The organism is Dactylosporangium sp. NPDC006015, from assembly GCF_040614215.1.
Taxonomy (GTDB): domain Bacteria; phylum Actinomycetota; class Actinomycetes; order Mycobacteriales; family Micromonosporaceae; genus Dactylosporangium; species Dactylosporangium maewongense.
Window position 1 is genome coordinate 262622 of the sequence record NZ_JBEXUD010000006.1, and the last position, 18942, is coordinate 281563.

Sequence of the window (18942 nt, forward strand, 5' to 3'; positions counted from 1 at the left end):
CTTCCTCGACGTCGCGCCGCTACGGGCGGACCGGCAGGATGTGCACGCCCGGCTGGGTGCCGCCGGTCGAGGTGCGGGTCAGCCCCGTCGGCGACGGGTCCAGCAGCGCGCCGTCGGTGCGGGACCCCGGCAGCTCGACGAACGTCCCCGGCTGCCCCGTGCCGTTGGAGTAGCCGACCCCGGCGGGCACGGAGCTGAGGTCACCCTTGTCCCATTGGAGGCGGGTGTACCGCAGCACGATGTCGAACGCGCCGGGTGCGACGTCGCCGCGGTCGACGAGGTACAGCTGGAACGCGTTGAGCTTGTCGTCGTGCCGGTCGTAGTAGCCGACCCTGTTGAAGTCGACGCAGAAGGCGCGCCGGCCGTCGACGGTGCCGCCGCCGTAGCGGACCGGCTGGGAGCCCGCGCCGCGGGTGTCGACGTCGGCGAACCAGGCCGCGACGATCGGGGTGCGGATGGTGTCCATCGGCACCGCGGTGAACGTCGACAGCGGACCGTCGAACGTGACGTTGCCGTTGTTGTTGACCCACAGCGAGCCGAACGTCCGGCCGTGGAAGTTCAGGTCGAACGGCAGGGTCACCTCCGGGCTCGACTGGTCGTCGTTGGGGGCGACCTCCGTGGCGTTGCAGGTGAGGTCCAGCTGCCGGCCGTCGGCCCGCAGCTCGTACCGGCCGGTGAAGCCGCCCTGGTCGGTGACGCGCAGCTCGTACCGGCCGGACTCGCGCAGCCCGGTGAACCCGAGCGTGCCGCAGCCCTCGCCGCGGGTCCGGCCGACCGGGCGGCCGCTCGGCGCGACCAGCGTGACCGCGAACGTGCCGTCGCCCGGGCAGACCCCGAACGTGGACACCGTGACCGAGTCACCGGCCTGGAGGGTGACGGTGAGGACGTCGACCGCGAACGGCGCGTCGAGCGACCCGGTCACCTTCTGCCCCAGGGTGATCTCGGTGGTGGTCTCCACGGTTCGCGCCAGCGCGGCGAGGTCCACCGTGGACCGCAGCCGGTTCGCCACCACGCCGGCGTCGGCGGCGAACGTGTCGTCGCCGGTGATGCCGACGTCCAGCACGCACTGTTCGAGCCCGGCGCCCGGCCGCAGCGCCCGGCAGACGGTCTCGGCGTGCGCCCGGGCCGCGGCCGGCAGCGCCGCCACCGACGCCTGGTCCACCGGGTCCACCGGGGTGACCCGGTCGGCCGGCAGGACGCTGCGCAGCAGGGAGGCCTGCCCGGTCACCCGCCAGCTCGCGGCGAACGACCCGTACAGCTGCGCGCGGTCCCGGATGTCGCGCACGAGCGTGCCGTCGCGGGCGGTGAGGTCGTCGCGCGGGTTGCCGTCGGCGTCGCCGAGCACGCCGCGGACCTTCCCGTAGCGGGACTCGGCGAGGGTGACGAACATGTTGTCGCCGGTCCACCGCCCGGCGGCGAGTCTCGTGCCGTCGGGCCAGGTGACGACGGCGCCGCCGGCGGTGGTGAACGTGAGCGCCGCGCCGCCGGGCAGCGTGGTGCGCATGCCGGGGGTGAGCGGGACCGGTTGCCCGTCGAGGGTCGCGACGAGCGGGTCGAAGCGTTCGCCGGTCGCGGTGTCGCCGAACGCGATGACCGAGGTGCCGACGCGGGCGGCGACGGCCCGGTTGAGGCTGATCGCCGTGGTGCCGGGCCGGCGCACGAACCGGCCGTGGACCGCGAAGCCGTCCACTGTGGACTCGGCGAGGACGTAGTCGCCGGCGGCGTGGAAGCCGAACGAGCCGCCGTCGAAGCTCACCAGGTGCGGGTCGCCGTAGGAGCCGCCGGTGCCGCGGCCGCCGCCCTCGCCGGTGTCGCCGGTGGTGCCGCCGTCCCCGCCGGGCGGGGGTTCGGTGCCGCCGGGCGGGAGCCCGCCGTCGCCCGGGTCCGGGTCGTCGGGCTCGTCACAGGCGTCGCCGGCCCCGTCCCCGTCGGCGTCGGCCTGGGTGGGGTTGGCGACCGCCGGGCAGTTGTCGAGGGTGAAGGCGGCGCCGTTCCACGGCTGCGCGTCGGGGACGCCGTCGCCGTCCTTGTCGTTCGTCGGGTACAGCGCGGTGATGTCGCGCCGCTTCGGCTGGAGCAGGTCGTCCTTCAGCGGGACGGCGGCCTCGAAGAGGATCGGCCTTGCATAGGTGCCGGTGCCGGACGGCAGCGGCGTCGCCTCGAGGCGGCTGAGCGGGATCGTGGCGTTGGTCTCCAGCCAGGCGCCGGGGTCGCCGTCGCACAGGTCGATCGAGTCCTGCACGGTCATGGTGAGGTCGGCGACGAGCTCGACCTTCGTCCGGACGCCCTTGGCGTCGGCGGCCGGCACGAAGCGCAGGTCGCCGGTGAAGGTGCGGTCGTCGCGGACGTAGCCGGACGGCAGCTGGACCCCGCCGACCGCGCCGGCGATGTTGCCCGGCACGTCGTAGGGCCAGCTGAAGTTGACGTCGACCCCGCGGCCGATCGGCGGGTAGTCCGACACCTGCTTGGTGGTCGGGGTGGCCGGCGCGGCGAGCTGCGGCGGGGTGCCGAGCGCGGCGACGAGCTGGTCGACGACCTTGTCGCGGGCGTCGATGGTCGGGGCGTTCCAGCGGAACTGGCGGATCGTGTCGGCGTCGGTGATCGTCTCGCGGGCCGTGGTCGGCACGCCGCCGAGCAGGTACTTGGTCCACAGGTCGCGCGACGTCGCGCCGATGACCGCGCCGAGGAACGGCAGCAGCGTCGCGCGCAGGTAGGCGACGGCCCGGTCGGCGTCGGCGGAGGTGGCGAAGGGCGTGCAGTACGCGGCCGGCCCGCCCCACTGGTTGAGGACGCCGGGCTCTGGCTCGGTGCGGATCTCCTCGCCGTCGAGCACCGACAGCTGGACGACCCGCTCCCGCCCGACGACCCGCGACGGGATGACCGTGGCGGTCGGGCCGCCCGGGTTCACGCCGACGATCCTGGCGGTCGCCGGCTCCAGGCCGAGGACGGACGGGTCGACGGCGACGGTGATCGGCTTGGCGAAGCGCAGCCCGTCGGGTGACAGGTCGACGATCGGCGCGCCGAACACATCCTTGGCGCCGCTGTAGCCGAGCGGCGTGATGTGCAGGTCGGTCGGCCGGCTGACGGCGCCGCGGGGGACCACGACCCGCCAGCCGGGGCCGGTGAACACGCCGCCGTCGGGGCTCAGCCGCACCGGCGCCGCGAGCGCCTGCACGGTCAGGTCCGGCGCGGTCCCGGCGGCCTTGTCGACGCGGGCGACGCTCAGGCCGCCGAGCCGGCCGGCCTTCTTCGCGACCAGGGCGATCCCGCCGTCGGGCAGGCCGCGCAGGACGTAGCCGCCGTCGGCGCCGGTGGTGGCGGTCCGGCCGCCGTACGAGACGACCGCGGCGGCGACGGGCAGCTTCGTGACCGGGTCGACGACCCGGCCGGCGACCTGGCCGGCGGCGGTGGCCGCGATCCGCTGCCGCACCTGGGCGCGGGCCGTGCCGGTGCGGCCGCCCGACGGGTCCCAGGCGCGCACGTCGAGGCCGTTGGCGCGCTGCGGGTGCAGCAGCACCTCGACGGCGAACTTCCCGTCCGGCCCGGCGAACGTGGTCGCCGGCAGGACCCCGCCGTCGACGCGGACGGCGCCGCGGGCGAAGGTCCGGCCGGCGACGACGACACTGCCGCGGTCGGTGTCCGCCGGGACGGTGAGCTTGACGGCGTCCTGATGGGGCCCGCCGGGCCCGCCGTCCGGCGTACAGGCGCCCATGAGCGCCAGGAAGGCGCAGAGCACCACCGTCCGGGTTCTCCGCTTTCGGTCCATCATCACCTCGCGGTCGTCGGTGGGGCACGCAGCGTGCCCGGGCACCGACAGCCTTCCAACACATCGCAACTGGTCGATGCGGACAGAAGCGGCAAGTCACCCTTCCCCGCGGCGGCCACGTGAACTGTCCGTGAACGCCCCGTCAACATCGACGCGTATCTGTCGACTAGCCGACCGTCCGGCCGATGAAACGTTCAGCCCCGGGCCGGTATTTCGGTTGGGGCGGGGCGCGGGCGGCGTTACGGTCGGCCCGTGACCGACGTACGGGGGTTCGTGCGGCAGGACCTGGCGGCCGTCCGCGCCGCGTTCGAGCGGAACTTCGCCGACGGCGCCGAGGCGGGGGCGTCCTTCTGCGCCACCGTCGACGGTGAGATCGTCGCCGACCTGTGGGGCGGGCACGCCGACGCGGCCGGGGCCCGGCCCTGGGAGCGGGACACGATCGTCAACGTCTACTCGATCACCAAGACGATGGCGGCACTGACGGCGCTGCTGGTCGCCGACCGGGGCGAGCTGGACTTCCACGCGCCGGTCGCCCGGTACTGGCCGCAGTTCGCGGCCGGCGGCAAGGGTGACGTCACCGTCGCGCAGGTGATGAGCCACTCCGCCGGGCTGTCCGGCTGGCGCGAGCCCCTCGCACCCGCGGACCTGTACGACTGGGAGAAGGTGACCGCCCTGCTGGCGGCGCAGGAGCCGTTCTGGCCGCCCGGCACCGCCTCCGGCTACCACGTGGTCACGCAGGGGTTCCTGATCGGCGAGATCGTCCGGCGGATCACCGGGCGGACGCTGGGCACCGTGTTCCGGCAGGAGCTCGCGGAGCCGCTCGGCGCGGACTTCCACATCGGGCTGCCGGCGTCCGAGGAGCCCCGGGTCGCCGACCTGGTCCCGCCGGACGAGGAGCCGTTCACCGACGGCCTGACCGAGCTGCAGGACAACGCGGCGCACAACCCGCGGCTGGACACGGCCGTGGCCGACTCGCGGGCGTGGCGGGCCGCGGAGATCCCCGCCGGCGGCGGCACCGGCAACGCGCGGTCCGTCGCCCTGGTGCACACGGTCCTCGCCTGCGGCGGCGTCGCCCGGGGCCGCCGCCTCCTGTCCGAGGCGACCTGCCGCAGCGCCCTGGAGGTCCAGGTCGAGGGCACCGACCTCGTGCTCGGCATGCCGGTGCGCTTCGGGCTCGGCTTCGCGGTCGGCGGGCCGTTCATGCCCGGCCCGGACACGCTGTACTGGGGCGGCGCCGGCGGCTCCCTGGCCGTCATCGACCTCGGCGCCCGGGCGACCTACGCCTACGCCATGAACAGGATGGGCGGCCCGGGCGACCTGCGCGGCTTCACCCCGGTCTCCGCCGCCTGGACCGCCCTCGCGGCATCGACCTGATTCCTGCCGAATGCATGGCGTGCAAGTGGAAAAGGCGCATTCACCAGGGGGCCGAACGGCCTATTACATAGGCGATTGTGAATTATAATATTTACCGCCACGACTTTGAAGCCAGCTCGCCGTCCCGCCGGAGAAGGTGCCGTTGCTGACGTACTCCGCCGCCGTGGCCGGCTGCGGCGCGACCAGGACGGCGCCGAGCAGCGCGGTGGTGGCCAGGGCGGCCAGGGCCCGCCTCAGCACTGCGGCACCATGGTCTTGACGTCGTACGTCGTGGAGATCCACGTGTCGGCCGCGTAGCCGGTGGCGCCGGTGGCCGGGTTGGTGATCCGGTCCCACGTGGAGGACGGCCAGTAGCCGCCGCCGACGTACTCGCCGAAGGTGTAGCAGGTGATGTTCACGACGGCGCCGTACGCGGCGGAGCCGACCGAGCCGTAGCCGGTGCCCGGGCCGGACCGGATGTTCAGCGACGGGCCGGTTGACACCAGGCTTTACACGGCAGGGAGCGTCCATGACGGGTCAAAACGGAAGTTCCGGCGGGCCGCCGCCGCCCTGTCCGGGCCGGCGGACGTGGTCGCCTCGCCCGGATCCCCGGACCGCCCCGCCCGTGGCCCCCTCGCGCTGACGGTCGGGATCGCCGCCCTGGTCGGGTCGCTGGTCGTCGCGGTCGCCGCCACCACCGGCGCGTTCACGTCCGGGCCGGCGACCTCCCCGTCCGCCGGCACGTCCGGTACACCCGCCGCGAACGCCTCCGGGGCGGCATCGGCGGCCGGGTCCGCCGCCGCGGACGGCAGCGACCCGCAGGAGCAGCGCTGCCAGCTCGACGCGGTCAGCACCCGCACCGTGCCCGTCCCGGACCGCGACGCGGCCCAGCCGCCGTACGGCAGCCTCACCCTGCGGTTCTCGCCGCACGCCGCGTGGCCGCTGTTCGTCTCCACCGAACGGGTCCCGACCGGCGCCACGATCCGGCTGCGCGCCACCCGCCCCGCCGACGGCGGGACGAGCGGGTTCGACTACCCGTACATGGTCCCGCCCCAGGTCTTCAGCGTCTTCGGCAACGTCCTGGGCGCCGGCCGGGCTGCGTCGCGGTGTCGGTCGAGATCACCGCCCCGCAGACCGCCGCCCCGCTCGCCACCGCCGAGACCCCTGCCTCCAGCCGTCATAGCCGGCGGTCCCCGATCGCCGCACGGGTGCGGTCGTCCGCGGGCACCAGGATCCGCAGGCGCAGCCACGGCGCATGGGCCGGGCGGCTCTGGGCCGACAGGAACGCGAGGTCGCCGAGCACCGGGTGCGGGATCCGCTTGCGGGACGGCTCCAGGACCCGCACGTCGTGCCCGGCCCACCAGTCCCGGAACGCCGGGCTGCGCGCGATGAGCTCCTCGACCAGCGCCACGGAGGCGGGGTCGCCGGGGTGCCGGGCGTATTCGCTGCGGAAGTCGAGCAGGTTCGCGTGGGCGGTCCGCTGCCACGCCGGCGACCCGGTGTCCCAGGCCGGCGGGTCGAAGAGCCACAGCAGCAGGTTGCGCCGGCCGCCCGCCGGGGGCGCGACCAGGCCCGACATGATGATCTCGGCGGCCCGGTTGTGCGCGACCACGTCGAACCGGGGGTCCAGCACGAACGCGACGTGCGGCAGCAGCGCGTCGACGAACGCGGCCGTCTCCTCGTCGACCGGACCGTCCCCGGGCTGCGGCGGGGCCACGGCGGCGAGCAGGAACAGGTGGTCGCGCTCCGACGGGGTGAGCGCGAGCGCGCGGCTCAGCGCGAGCAGCACCTGCGCGGACGGCGCGACGTCGCGGCCCTGCTCGAGCCACGTGTACCAGGACAGGCCCACGCCGGACAGCTGCGCGACCTCCTCGCGGCGCAGGCCGGGCGTGCGGCGGCGGCCCGGGCCGGGGTCCAGGCCGGCGTCCTGCGGGCGCCGCGCTGCGCGGCGGGTCCGGAGGAAGTCCGCCAGGGCGGCGCGACGGGCGGCGTTGGGTGTTGGTGCGGGTCCCACGATGGACCATCCTCTCCCGCCGCCCGCTCCGGGACCGAATCCTGGACCGGTGACCGATGACGACGTGACCTTCCTCGAGCTCGGCGCGGGCGCCGAGCCGTTCCTGCTCCTGCACGGCGGTGCCGGCCCGCGCTCGATGCTGCCCTTCGCCGGGCTGCTCGCCGCGTCCCGGGACGCGCGGGTGATCGTGCCGACGCACCCCGGCTTCGCGGGCACGCCCCGGCCCGCGGGCCTCACCACCGTCGCGGGGCTCGCCGCGCTGTACGCCGGCCTGCTCGACCGCCTGGACGTCGGGGCCGTGACGGTGCTCGGCAACTCGATCGGCGGCTGGGTCGCCGCCGAGCTGGCGCTGCTGCGCAGCCCGCGGGTCGACCGGGTCGTGCTGGTGAACGCGGTCGGCCTCGACGTGCCGGAGCACCCGGTCACCGACGTGTCCGGCCTGACCCCGGCCGGGCTGGCCGCGCTGTCGTTCCACGACCCGGCGCGCTTCCCGCCGGACCCGGACCGCCCGAAGCCCGACCTGGCGGCGCTCGCCGCGTACACCCGGATGTCGATGACCGACCCGGGCCTGCGGGACCGGCTCGCCGCGGTCGACCTGCCGGTGCACGTGGTGTGGGGCGAGTCCGACGGCATCGCCCCGCCCGACTACGGCCGCGCCTACGCCAAGGCCATCCCCGGCGCCCGGTTCACGCTGCTGCCGGGCGCCGGGCACCTGCCGCAGCTGGAGGCCCCGGACCGCCTGCTCGCCGCCGTCGCCTGACCTGGCGCCGGCCTCGACGGGTCACTCGGTCGGGCGGGCGGCGAGGCGCAGCTCCAGCATCGCGGCGAAGCGGGCGTCGGGGTCGTGCAGGTCGAGCGGGCCGACCTCGGCCACCCGGCGCAGCCGGTACCGGAAGGTGTTCGGGTGCACGTACATGGCCGCGGCGGCGGCGACCGCGTCGCCGAAGGCGTCCAGCCAGGCCCGCAGCGTGTCGACGAGGTTGGTGTTGTGCTTGGCGTCGTAGGCGAGCAGGTTCGCCACCGCGCCGCTGGGCCGGTCACCGCGGGCCGACACGACGTCGGCGAGGTCCAGCAGCAGCGCCTCCACGTGCACGTCGGCGAGCCGGGCGACCCGGCGCCCGGCGGTGTTGCCGGTGCGCAGGACCCGCAGCGCCCGGTCCGCCTCCGCCCTCGCCGCGGCGAGCCCCGCCACGTCCTGCGCGACCGGGCCGATGCCGGCGACCGCGGGGGTGCGCTCGCCGACCCGGTCGAGGAAGTCGGTGGCGATGCGGACGGCGCCGTCGGCGCGGCCGCGGGCGACCGGGACGAGCCCGTAGACGACGTCGCCGACGAGGGCCGCCGCCGAGCGCGGGTGCACCGCGCCGATGTGCATGGCGAGCGCGTCGGCCAGCCGCTGCCGCTCGGTGGCGAGGCCCGCGTCGGCGGTGACGCCGGACGGGTCGTCGGGGCGGGGGAGGAGCGCGAGCCCGAGCACGGCGACCGGCCGGTCGGCGAGCCCGAGGCGGGTCAGCGCGTCCAGCGCCCCCGGCCCACCCTCCAGGGCGGTGCTGAGCAGGTCGGTGCGCAGCCGGCGCTCGACGTCGGCGCCGGCCCGGATGCGCAGCATGTGCAGCGCGACGACCCGGGCCGCGTCCCGCAGCGCCTGCATCCGGTCGAGGTTCGGGGGCCCCTGCACGGCCGCCCAGATCGAGCCGAGGATCTCGTCGCCGGCCCGGACCGCGACCGCGACCCGGGGCAGCAGGAAGAAGTCGTCGCCGCCGGGCTCGACGTAGACGGGTTGGTCGCTGCGGTACAGGTCGCGGAAGATGCCCCGGTCGGTGAGCTGGCGCGAGTACCGCTCGGGCACCTGCCGGCCGAGGATCGTCTCGATGCGGGACCGGTCGGCCTCGTCCTGCCGGCCCGAGTAGGCCAGGACGCGGGAGCTGCGGTCCTCGATGGTGACCGGCGCGTCGAGCAGCGCCGCGATCGCGTTGGCGAGCGCGAACAGGTCGCCGGCCGGCACCCCGCCGAGGGTCTGCGGCTCGGCGTCGCCGACGTCGCCCTCGGCCAGCAGCGAGCGCAGCAGCGCGGCGAGCTGCGCCCACGACGCGCCGCGGGTCAGCCCGAGCAGCGCCACCCCGGACTCCGCCGCGGCGGCGGCCAGGTCGGGGTCGGCCGGCACCGGCGCCCGCACGACCAGCGCGACGGCCTCCTGCCGGCCGAGCATGCGCAGCAGCCGGGCGGTCTCCGCGGCGTCGCCGACGCCGACCCCGAGGACCAGCGCGTGCTGGGGGAGCACCGGCTCGTCGAGGGGATCGTGGATGACCACGCCGCCGATCGCGGCGGCCTGCCGCGGGTGGAGGTCCGGGTCGCCGTGGACCAGCTCGAGCAGGGTCGCGCCGAGGTCGTCCAGGACACGCCCGAGGCTGGCCTGTGGTCGCACACCAGGAATTCTAGATCCGGATCCAGGTCGTCTCGGTGGTGATCCCGGCGAGGACGTCCGGCAGCGGCTCGACGCCGAGCCCCGGCCCGGCCGGCACGGCCAGGTGGCCGTCGTCGAGCACGAACGGCGCCGTGACGTCGGTGCGGTAGTAGCGGCCGGAGGCGGACGTGTCGCCGGGCAGGGTGAAACCGGGCAGCGCGGCGAGCGCCACGTTCGCGGCCCGCCCGATGCCGGTCTCCAGCATCCCGCCGCACCAGACCGGCACGCCGTGCGCCACACAGACGTCGTGGATCCGGCGCGCCTCCAGGTAGCCGCCGACCCGCCCGGGCTTCACGTTCACGATCTCGCAGGCGCCGAGCGTGATCGCCGCGGCCGCGCTGCGGGCCGACGTGATCGACTCGTCGAGGCAGACGGGGGTGCGGATGAGCTTCGCCAGGGCGGCGTGGCCGAGCAGGTCCTCCTCGTCGAGGGGCTGCTCGATGAGCAGCAGGTCGAACGGGTCGAGCCGGCTCAGGTGCCGGGCGTCGGCGAGGGTGTAGGCGGTGTTGGCGTCGACCTGCAGCAGCAGCGCGTCGCCGAAGCGCTCGCGGACCGCCCGGACGGGCTCGACGTCCCAGCCGGGCTCGATCTTCAGCTTGATCCGCACGTACCCGTCGGCGACGTACCCGGCGACCGCGTCGAGCAGCTCGCCGATCGAGTCCATGATCCCGACGGAGACCCCGCACGGCACGCGGTCGTGGACCGCGCCGAGCTCCCGGGCGAAGGACCGGCCGGCGGCGCGCAGCTCCGCGTCGAGGACGGCCATCTCCAGGGCCGCCTTCGCCATCCGGTGTCCCTTGTACGGCGCGAGCACCGGCCCGACCGCGTTGGCGTCGAGCCGCGGGGCCGCCCCGAGCGCCGGCACGAGGAACCGGGTGAGCACGTCGATGGCGGCCTCGACGTACTCCGAGGAGTACAGCGGGTCGGCCATCGCCACGCACTCGCCCCAGCCCTCGGCGTCGGGGGTGACCGCCCGCAGCAGCAGCAGGTCCCGGTCGGTGCTGGTGCCGAAGGAGGTGCGGAAGGGCGCCACCAGCGGCATCTTGACGCGCCGCAGCTCGACCCCGGTGAGTTTCATGATGTCCCGTCGTTCCCTTCGGTGAGCACGTACCAGCCGGCCCGGTCGAAGCCGGTCACCCGCCGGCCGTTGGCCATGAGCGTGCCGAGCGTCTCGCGGACCGCGATCCGCCAGGCGTGGGCGGCGTCCGGATCGGTCCGCCGCAGCGTCTCGATGTCCGGCGGCACCGCCACCAGGATCGCCCGCCCGTCTGTGTCCTTGTCGAGGTCACCGGGTGCGGGGCGGCCGTCCGCGGAGCGTCCCAGGCCGACCACCGCGCCCCGGTGCAGTTCGTGTTCGACGGTACGGGTAGCCGGCCGCCCGCCGCACGCCGCCTCCACGGCCGGCGCGGCCAGGTCCCAGCTGACCAGCAGCCGGTCGCTGTCGTCGGCGCCGTTGAGCCCGTCGTTCATGCCGCCGTAGAAGTTGGTCAGGTACTCCGCCGGGGTCGCGGCCAGCTTCGCCAGGTTGAAGTAGGAGTTGCGGGCGACGAGAGGGTCGTAGGTCCACGAGATGGTCCGCAGCCCGCGGCGCACGGCCCAGCCGCGCTGGTGCGTCTTGAGCGCGAACCCGACCGCCCGCCGCCCGCCACCGGCCGCGACGCCGGTGATGTGGCTGTGCATGGTCGCGTGCGCCGGCGGGCCGAAGAACGCGACGCACGCGCCGACGAGCTCGTCCCCGTCGTACGCGCCGGCGACGTAGTTGTCGGCCTTGCTGAACGCCCGCAGCAGCACGGCGGTGACCGGCTGGTTGGCCGGGTCGGGCCGCCAGATCCGGTCGAACAGCCGGTGCATCGCCTGGAAGCCGTCGTCGCCGGTGATCTCGCGGACGGTCACCCCGGCCGCGTCCGCGGCGGCCCGCGCCTGCGCGTCGGCGGCGTCGGCGGCGACGGCCGCGTCGCCGGCGGTGGCAGCGGTAGCGGCGGTTTCAAGGGTCGCCATCACGCACCTCCCGCGGCGGCCAGGACGTCCAGCACCAGGGCCGCGACGAGGGCGGTGCGCCCGGGCAGCGCGTCGACGAGGACGTGCTCGTCGTCGGCGTGCGCGCCGCCACCGACCGCGCCGAGCCCGTCGAGCGTCGGCGTGCCGACGCCGGCGGTGAAGTTGCCGTCGGACGCCCCGCCCACGGCGGCCCCGGTCAGCGGCGGCAGGCCCAGCCCGGCGGCGAGCGCGGTGGCGCGGGCGAAGAGCCCGGCGGACGCGGCGGCGGTCAGCGGCGGGCGGTTGCCGCCGCCCTCGACCTCGAGGGTCGCGCCGTCGAGCACGGGGCGCAGCCCGGCGAGGGCGGCGGCGACCCGGTGCTGCTCGGCCTCGTCGCGGACGCGGACGTCCACGGCGAGCTCGGCGGCGGCCGGCACGGTGTTGGTGGTGGTGCCGGCCGACACCGCGGTCGGCGTGACGGTGGTGCCGAGGGCGGGGTCGCCGAGCCGGTGCACGGCGAGGACCTGGTGGGCCAGCTCGACGCCGGCGTTGATCCCGCGCTCCGGCTCGAGCCCGGCGTGGGCGGCCCGGCCGGCGATCCGGATCCGGTAGAACCCGGCGCCCTTGCGGGCGGTCTTGAGCGCGCCGCCGTCCGCGGACGGTTCGAGGACGAGCGCGGCGCGGGCGCCGGCCGCCTCCTGCTCGACGAGCGCCTGGGAGCTCGGCGAGCCGATCTCCTCGTCGCCGGTGATGAGCACGGTCACGGCGGCGCCCCGCCCGGCCGCGGCGGCGGCCGCGTGCAGCGCCATCACGACCCCGGCCTTCATGTCGAAGCAGCCGGGGCCGCGCAGCCGCCCGCCGGTCGTGGCGAACGGGTGCGTGGCGAGGGTGCCGACCGGCCACACCGTGTCGTGGTGGCCGAGCAGCAGGACCCGGTCCGGTCCGGCGCCGAGCCGCCAGCGCAGGTGGGTGCGGCCGTCGACGACGATCCGGTCCGGCGCGACGCCGAGGCGCCGGGCGCCGACGCCGGCGAGCACGTCGGCGCTGCGGGCGACGGCGGCGAGGTCGGTGGACGGCGACTCGGCCCGCACGAGCGTCTCGATCTCCGCGAGCAGCGCCGGCAGCGCCGCCCGCATCGACCGCAGCAGGGAAACGGTGTCCAGCTCAGTGTCCATTGTGGACCTTCGGCGTCGCCCGCACCCCGAAGTGCAGGTACGGCTCACCGGTCGGCAGCGCGTAGAACGTGACCGGCGCCCAGTTCTGCGCCGACGGCTCCTTGACCAGGAACAGGTTGTCCTCGACCGGGACCATCGCGTATTCGCTCACCGGGTCCGGGATCAGCTCGGCGATCGGGCCGGTGACGGTGCTCCGCATGACCGGCCCGCCGTCGCGCTCGAAGACCTCGATGCGGACGCTGGCCCGCTCGTAGGTGCCGAGGTACCGCTGGAAGTCGACCTGGACCGGCTCGGCGGGCGGCGCGATCGGGCGCGGCATCGCGACGCCGGCCGCCTCGGCGAAGATCTCCCGGTAGAGCTCGTCGTAGAGGTCGCGGCCGTTGCCGCCGTTGGTGAGCAGGGTGACGGCGAGGCCCTGCTCGGGCAGCAGGCGCAGGAACGCGGACTGGCCGATGGTGTTGCCGTCGTGCCCGATGAGCCGGTGGCCGTCCCAGCCGAACCGGATCCAGCCGAGCCCCCACGAGTCGCCGAGGGAGTACTTGTCGGGCAGCTCGGCGTGCTCGGCGGCCATCGCGGCGGCGCTCGCCTCGCTCAGCACCCGGGTGCCGTCGGCGGCGAGCCCGCCGGTGAGGTGCAGCCGGGCGAACGCGAGCACGTCGGCGGCGGTGGCGTTGATCAGGCCGGCCGGCCCGAGCGAGCGGGGCAGCGCCCACGCCGGCGCGACCTTCAGGTCGTCGGGGTCCTCACCGACGTGGCCGATCGCGGTCCGGTGGGCGAGGGCCTCCTCCGGCAGCGTGCCGGTGCGGCGCAGCCCGAGCGGGCCGGACAGCCTGGCCCGTAGCGCGGCGTCCCAGGTGCCGCCGGTCAGCTTCTCGATGACCCGGCCGGCGAGGGAGAAACCGGCGTTGCAGTACGACCAGGTGACGCCGAGCGGGTGGTTCTGGGTCTGCTCGGCGAGCAGCGCCACGTACCGCTCGAGACAGTCGTCGCCGCGCCCGGTGTCGGTGAACACGTCGCCGTCGATGCCGCTGGTGTGGGTGAGCAGGTGCCGCATGGTGACCTGCTTGGTGACCTCCGGGTCGGCGAGGCGGAACTCGGGCAGCACGTCGGCGACCGGCGCGTCCAGGTCGAGCAGGCCCTCGTCGACGAGCTGCAGGACCACGGTCGCGGTCCACACCTTCGAGATCGACCCGATCTGGAACACCGAGTCGGTGGTGGTGGCGACGCCGGTGTCCTTGTTGACGACGCCGTACGCCGCCTCCACCAGCTCGTCGCCACCGCTGTCGGCTCCAGGGCGCAGGCGCAGGATGCCGAGCGTCGCGCCGGGCACCTTGTGCCGCTGGGCGAGGGCGGTCAGCCGGCGCTGCCAGTGCGCCGCGTCCAGGGCGGGCCGGCGGGGCTCGCGGTCGGCGGCGAACCGCTCGACCCAGTCGACGATCCGGCGGTTGAAGTCGATCCGGTGCGACGGCCGGCCCTGGAGGATGAACAGGTGCGAGGCGTCCGGGTAGAGGACGAGGCGGGTCGGCACGTCCCGCTCGCGCAGCGCGGTGTGCCACTGCTGCGCCTGCCCGGCGGGGCACCGCACGTCGGCGGCGCCGTGCAGGATCAGGGTCGGGGTGCGGACCTGGTCCACCCGGGTGATGGGGGACATGTCGGCGACCGAGCCACCGGCGAGCTCGAAGGCGTTGAGGAAGTGGCCCGCGTCGGCGGTGCCGGACTCGCTGGTCAGGTCGCTGACGACGCCGCCGGCGACGGCCGCGGCGAACCGGTCGGTGACACCGGTCAGGTAGCAGGTCATGTAGCCGCCGTAGCTGTAGCCGGCGACGGCGAGCCGGGCCGGGTCGGCGACCCCTTCCGCGACGAGGGTGTCGACGGGCTCCAGGAAGTCCTTGGCGTCGGCGACGCCCCAGGCGCCGACCGCGGCGGTGTAGAAGGCCTCGCCGTAGCCGTCGCTGCCGCGCGGGTTGAGCAGCAGCACGGTCCAGCCGCGCGCGGCGAGCTCCTGGTGGTACAGGTGGACGTCGTCGGTGGCGGCGTTCCACGCGTTGTGCGGGCCGCCGTGGATGTCCAGCAGCAGCGGGCCGGGCCCGGTCGCCGCCGGGTCGCGGACCAGCCAGCCGTGCACCACGGTGCCGTCGGAGATGGTGAACTCCCGCTCCAGCCGCGGGAACAGGTCGACCTCGGCGTCCCGCTCGACCAGCACCGTCTCGTCGCCGGTGCTCAGGTCGAGGGCGACGAGCGAGCCGAGGGAGGTCGGGGTGAGCAGCAGGACGACCGCGGTGCCGCCGGCGACGGACAGGCCGGCGACCGAGCGTCCGGCGCCGGCGAGGACCGGTCGCGGGTCGCCGCCGCCGACCGGGACGGTGTAGAGGTGGGTGTCGCCGCGGTCGCGGGCGCAGAACAGCACCGACCGTCCACTGTCGACGGTCACCGGGAGCGCGCCCGGGTAGCCCGGCCCGCCCGGCATGACGTTGCGGTCCAGCGGGGCGGACAGGCTGGTGACGGGCCCGCCGTCCAGCGGCACGCGCAGCAGGTGCGCGTGGCCGGTGAGCGGGCCGGGGAACCCGGTGACCAGCAGCGTCCCGCCGTCCGCGGCCCAGGTGACCGGGCCGCCGGTGCCGTCGGCGAGCCCGGCGAGCCGTGGCGGCGCCGCCGGGTCGGTGGCGGAGCGCACGTACACCGGGCAATGCATCGTCCGGTCCGCGTCGGGCGCGGTGGCCGCCGCGTAGGCGAGCCGCGTGCCGTCCGGCGACCAGGCGGGGTCGCCCGCGTGCCAGTCGCCGTCGGTGAACCGGCGGCACGCCTTGGTGGCCACGTCCACGACGTGCACGTGGCTGCGCATGGTGCGCAGGTAGCCGGCGCCGTCGGCGAGGTAGTCGAGCCGGTCCGCGACGATCGGCGCGGCGCCGCGCCGCTGCCGGGCCGCGTCGTCCTCGCCGTCGGAGGCGTGCAGGTCGACCGGCGCGGCGAACGCGATGGCCGTGCCGTCCGGGCTCCACACCGGCCGGCCGGCGCCCAGCGGCAGCGTCGTCAGCTGCTCGGGCTCGCCGCCGCCGGCGGGCAGCAGCCACACCTGCGCCGCGCCCCCTGTGGCGCCGCCGCCGGCCCGCAGGAACGCGATCCGCGTGCCGTCCGGCGACCACGCCGGCGCCGTGTCGGCGCCGCCCCGGGTGAGCTGCTCCGGCCCGCCCGAGCGGGTGCCGGCCCACCAGAGGTTGTGCAGGGTGCGGTCCGCCCCGGCGTCCACGGTGCGGAGCACATAGACGACCCGTGAGCCGTCCGGCGCGATCGCCGGCTGCTCCGGCGCGGCGAGGGTGGGCAGGTCGTCGATGCGCTGGCGTCGGGTCACGACAGACTCCTCGTGGGAAGCGGGGCTTGCTTTTCAAGGCCGGGTCGCGGCGCGGCGAAGTGGCAGGCGGCCAGGTGCCGGTGGGCGGCGCCGTCCGGTTCGGTGTCGCGGCAGACGTCGCGCTGGAGCACGAGCGGGCCGGCCGGGCAGCGGGGGTGGAACCGGCAGCCGGCCGGCGGGTGGTGCGGGTCCGTGGGCTCCGCGGCGTCCAGGACGGCCTTGGTGCCGGTCAGCGTGCCGAGCAGCGCCGGCCGGGGGCCGCCGGGCTGCGGCGCCGAGGCGAGCAGCTGCCGGGTGTACGGGTGCTGCGGGTCGCCGAGCACGTCGTCGACCGGCCCGCACTCGACGATCCGGCCGAGGTACATGACGGCGAGGACGTCGCTGACGTAGCGGACGACCGCCAGGTTGTGCGAGATGAACAGCATCGACAGGCCCAGCCGGCGCTGCAGGTCGCGCACCAGGTTCAGCACGGTGCCCTGGATGGACACGTCCAGCGCGGAGGTGATCTCGTCGGCGACGATCACGTCGGGGCGGGCGGCGAGGGCGCGGGCGAGGGCGACCCGCTGCCGCTGCCCGCCGGACAGCTGCGCCGGGTACTGCCGGGCCCGCTCCGGCGCCAGCTCGACCAGGTCGAGGAGCCGGGCGACCTCGGCGCGGCGGGCGGCGGCGGCCGTGCCGCGCGGCACCGCCTCGGCGATGGAGGCGCCGATCGTCATCCGCGGGTCGAGCGACGAGTACGGGTCCTGGAACACCATCTGCACGCGGCGCCCGGCGTCGGTGCCGGGGGTGCGCGGCAGCCGCCGCCCGTCCAGCAGGATCTCCCCGCCGGACAGCGGGGCGAGGCCGACCGCCGAGCGGGCGAGGGTCGACTTGCCGGAGCCGGACTCGCCGACGAGCCCCACGACGCTGCCGGCGGGGACGGTGAGGTCGACGCGGTCGACGGCGGTGACGCCGCGCCGCCGCCCGCCGAAGCGGACCGACACGTCCCGGAAGCGCAGCTCGTTCACCGGACCTCACCCACGTGCCAGCAGGCGACCCGCGCCCCGGTGGCGTCGGTCTCCAACGGTGGCTCCTCGCGCCGGCACTGCTCGTCGGCGTACCCGCAGCGGGGCGCGAACGCGCAGCCGGCGGGCACCTCGCCGGGCTCGACCGGCCTGCCCGGGATGACGGTCAGCGGCAGGTCCCGGTCGGTGCCGAGGTGCGGCACCGCCGCGAGCAGCGCCCGGGTGTACGGGTGCCGCGCCCCGCCCGGCAGCGCCGCGGCGTCCACGTCCTCGACCAGGCGCCCCGCGTACATCACCAGCACCCGTTGGCAGACCTGACCGACGACGGTGATGTCGTGGCTGATCAGCAGCAACGCGACCGAGTCGGCGGCCCGGATGTCCTCCAGCAGCGCCAGCACCTGCCGCTGCACGGTCACGTCCAGCGCGGTGGTCGGCTCGTCGGCGACGATGAGCGCGGGGGTGCCCATCAGGCCCATCCCGATCATCGCCCGCTGCCGCATGCCGCCGGAGAACTCGTGCGGGAACTGGTGCGCGCGCCGCTCGGGCGCGGGCAGCCGGACGGCGCGCAGCCGGTCGACGGCCCGCGCGAACGCCTCCCGGCGGCTGAGGCCCTGATGCTGGACAGCGGGCTCGGCGAGCTGCCGGCCGATGCGCTGGGTCGGGTTGAACGACGACATCGGGTCCTGGAACACCATCGCGAACGAGGTGCCGAGCAGGCGCCGCTGGGCCCGGCTCGGCCCGTGCCGCAGGTCCTCCCCGGCGAACTCCAGCCGGTCGGCGCGCACCTCGCCGGGCGCCTCGATCAGCTGGGCGACCGCCAGGGCGGTGAGGCTCTTGCCGGAGCCGGACTCGCCGACCACGCCGACCGCCTCGCCGCGGCGGATCGTGAAGCTCAGCCCGCGGACCGGCGTCAGCTCGCCGAACGAGACGCGGAGGTTCTCCACGGCGAGCACGGTGTCGCCGTCCTTGTCCACTGTGGACGGCGCGGCCGGCTCCTGCCGGGGCGAGCGGCGCACGGCGGTGAACAGCGGCGTGCTCTGGCCGATCTGCCGGGCGACCGCCTCGCCGGTGAGGTTGAACGCCAGCCCGGCGAGCACCACCGCGGCGCCCGGGACCAGGGCCGCGAGCGGGTGGACGTACAGGCTGTTGAGGCCCTCGCCGAGCAGCCGCCCCCAGTCGTACGACGGTGCCTGCACGCCGAGGCCGAGGTAGGACAGGCCGGCGAAGGCGAGCAGCGAGCCGCCGGCCGCGACGGTCGCGTTGACGACGAGCGGCTCGCCGATGTTGGGCAGGACGTGCCGGACCAGGACGCGGAGCCGGCCCACCCCCGCGATCCGGGCGGCGGCGACGAAGTCCCGCTCGGCGACCGAGGCGACCAGCGTGCCGGTCAGCCGCGCGAAGGCGGGCGCGACCGCGAAGCCGATCGCGAGGACGGAGCCCTTGGTGCCCACCCCGAAGATGACCGCGAAGCTCAGCGCGAGCAGCAGCCCGGGGAACGCGACCGCGACGTTCACGCCGGCGGTCACGAGGCGGCCGAGGCGCGCGCCGATCAGCTGCGGCGCGGCGCCGAGCAGCAGCCCGATGACGACGCCCAGGCCGGTCGACAGCAGCGCCAGCACCACCGAGAGCCGGGTGGCGACCAGGACCCGGAAGAAGATGTCCCGGCCGAGCCCGTCGGTGCCGGCCCAGTGTGCCGCCGACGGGCCCTGCAGGATGTTCGCGGTGTCCACGGCGTCGGCCCGCCCGCGCAGGAGCAGAGGCGCCAGGACCGCCAGGGCCAGCACCGCCGTGAGCAGGACCGCCGCGGTCACGCCGAGCGGGGTACGCAGTCGCTTCGGCACGG

At 75.8% G+C, this 18942-nt stretch carries 14 protein-coding genes; 2 read left to right on the top strand and 12 right to left on the bottom strand.

Translation table 11 applies throughout. From position 1 onward, the window contains the following. Positions 1 to 19 precede the first annotated feature (19 nt). Entirely contained in the window at positions 20 to 3739 is a 3720-nt protein-coding gene (locus ABZ321_RS13580; protein WP_354891090.1) for a nidogen-like domain-containing protein, read from the bottom strand. 279 nt (positions 3740 to 4018) lie between these two features. On the opposite strand from ABZ321_RS13580, the gene ABZ321_RS13585 reads away from it, so the two are divergent. Further along, the gene (locus ABZ321_RS13585) at positions 4019 to 5140 is read left to right on the top strand and encodes a serine hydrolase domain-containing protein (protein WP_354891091.1); all 1122 of its coding nucleotides are present in this window, start codon (positions 4019 to 4021) and stop codon (positions 5138 to 5140) included. A 63-nt stretch (positions 5141 to 5203) separates the two neighbouring features. Here ABZ321_RS13585 and ABZ321_RS13590 read toward each other — a convergent pair whose 3' ends face one another. From ABZ321_RS13590 to ABZ321_RS13605, 4 genes are all read right to left on the bottom strand, one after another. Then, positions 5204 to 5380 carry a hypothetical protein gene (locus tag ABZ321_RS13590; RefSeq protein WP_354891092.1) on the bottom strand — a complete coding sequence of 59 codons (177 nt, stop codon included), beginning with the start codon at positions 5378 to 5380 and terminating at the stop codon, positions 5204 to 5206. Next, positions 5374 to 5622: a hypothetical protein gene (locus tag ABZ321_RS13595; RefSeq protein ID WP_354891093.1), complete on the bottom strand. Its 249-nt coding sequence runs from the start codon at positions 5620 to 5622 to the stop codon at positions 5374 to 5376. The genes ABZ321_RS13590 and ABZ321_RS13595 overlap by 7 nt, the downstream gene beginning before the upstream one ends. A 6-nt stretch (positions 5623 to 5628) precedes the next feature. Next, complete coding sequence (locus ABZ321_RS13600; protein WP_354891094.1) at positions 5629 to 6030, bottom strand: hypothetical protein; 402 nt, start codon at positions 6028 to 6030, stop codon at positions 5629 to 5631. A 266-nt stretch (positions 6031 to 6296) separates the two neighbouring features. Next, positions 6297 to 7133, bottom strand: coding sequence for a helix-turn-helix transcriptional regulator (locus tag ABZ321_RS13605; RefSeq protein WP_354891095.1), 837 nt, complete (start codon positions 7131 to 7133; stop codon positions 6297 to 6299). 49 nt (positions 7134 to 7182) lie between these two features. Between ABZ321_RS13605 and ABZ321_RS13610 the strand changes: the two genes are divergently transcribed. Continuing rightward, positions 7183 to 7893: an alpha/beta fold hydrolase gene (locus tag ABZ321_RS13610; RefSeq protein ID WP_354891096.1), complete on the top strand. Its 711-nt coding sequence runs from the start codon at positions 7183 to 7185 to the stop codon at positions 7891 to 7893. A 21-nt stretch (positions 7894 to 7914) separates the two neighbouring features. Here the strand turns inward: ABZ321_RS13610 and ABZ321_RS13615 are convergent, their stop codons facing one another. Genes ABZ321_RS13615 through ABZ321_RS13645 form a run of 7 tightly spaced genes read right to left on the bottom strand, consistent with a single transcriptional unit; the run spans position 7915 to position 18940 of the window. Then, complete coding sequence (locus ABZ321_RS13615; RefSeq protein WP_344501999.1) at positions 7915 to 9555, bottom strand: helix-turn-helix domain-containing protein; 1641 nt, start codon at positions 9553 to 9555, stop codon at positions 7915 to 7917. 10 nt (positions 9556 to 9565) lie between these two features. Beyond that, a complete protein-coding gene (gene menC, locus ABZ321_RS13620) occupies positions 9566 to 10672 on the bottom strand; it encodes an o-succinylbenzoate synthase (protein ID WP_344502000.1) in 1107 nt (368 codons plus the stop codon). Then, positions 10669 to 11592 (bottom strand): GNAT family N-acetyltransferase, encoded by a 924-nt coding sequence (locus tag ABZ321_RS13625; protein ID WP_354891097.1) that lies wholly within the window; start codon positions 11590 to 11592, stop codon positions 10669 to 10671. Before ABZ321_RS13625 ends, menC begins: the two co-directional genes overlap by 4 nt. Beyond that, on the bottom strand, positions 11592 to 12746 hold the full coding sequence (locus ABZ321_RS13630) for a M20 family metallopeptidase (protein WP_354891098.1): 1155 nt from the start codon (positions 12744 to 12746) through the stop codon (positions 11592 to 11594). The genes ABZ321_RS13625 and ABZ321_RS13630 overlap by 1 nt, the downstream gene beginning before the upstream one ends. Then, a complete protein-coding gene (locus ABZ321_RS13635; RefSeq protein ID WP_354891099.1) occupies positions 12736 to 16095 on the bottom strand; it encodes a serine hydrolase in 3360 nt (1119 codons plus the stop codon). The genes ABZ321_RS13630 and ABZ321_RS13635 overlap by 11 nt, the downstream gene beginning before the upstream one ends. Continuing rightward, complete coding sequence (locus ABZ321_RS13640; RefSeq protein WP_354891100.1) at positions 16092 to 17102, bottom strand: ABC transporter ATP-binding protein; 1011 nt, start codon at positions 17100 to 17102, stop codon at positions 16092 to 16094. Before ABZ321_RS13640 ends, ABZ321_RS13635 begins: the two co-directional genes overlap by 4 nt. Then, complete coding sequence (locus ABZ321_RS13645; RefSeq protein ID WP_354891101.1) at positions 17099 to 18940, bottom strand: dipeptide/oligopeptide/nickel ABC transporter permease/ATP-binding protein; 1842 nt, start codon at positions 18938 to 18940, stop codon at positions 17099 to 17101. Before ABZ321_RS13645 ends, ABZ321_RS13640 begins: the two co-directional genes overlap by 4 nt. Between the last annotated feature and the right edge of the window lie 2 nt (positions 18941 to 18942).

Bases quoted from the DNA above. Each gene is read 5' to 3' on its own strand.
- menC (WP_344502000.1), bottom strand. From the start codon at position 10,672: ATGAAACTCACCGGGGTCGAGCTGCGGCGCGTCAAGATGCCGCTGGTG.
- ABZ321_RS13625 (WP_354891097.1), bottom strand. From the start codon at position 11,592: ATGGCGACCCTTGAAACCGCCGCTACCGCTGCCACCGCCGGCGACGCG.
- ABZ321_RS13630 (WP_354891098.1), bottom strand. From the start codon at position 12,746: ATGGACACTGAGCTGGACACCGTTTCCCTGCTGCGGTCGATGCGGGCG.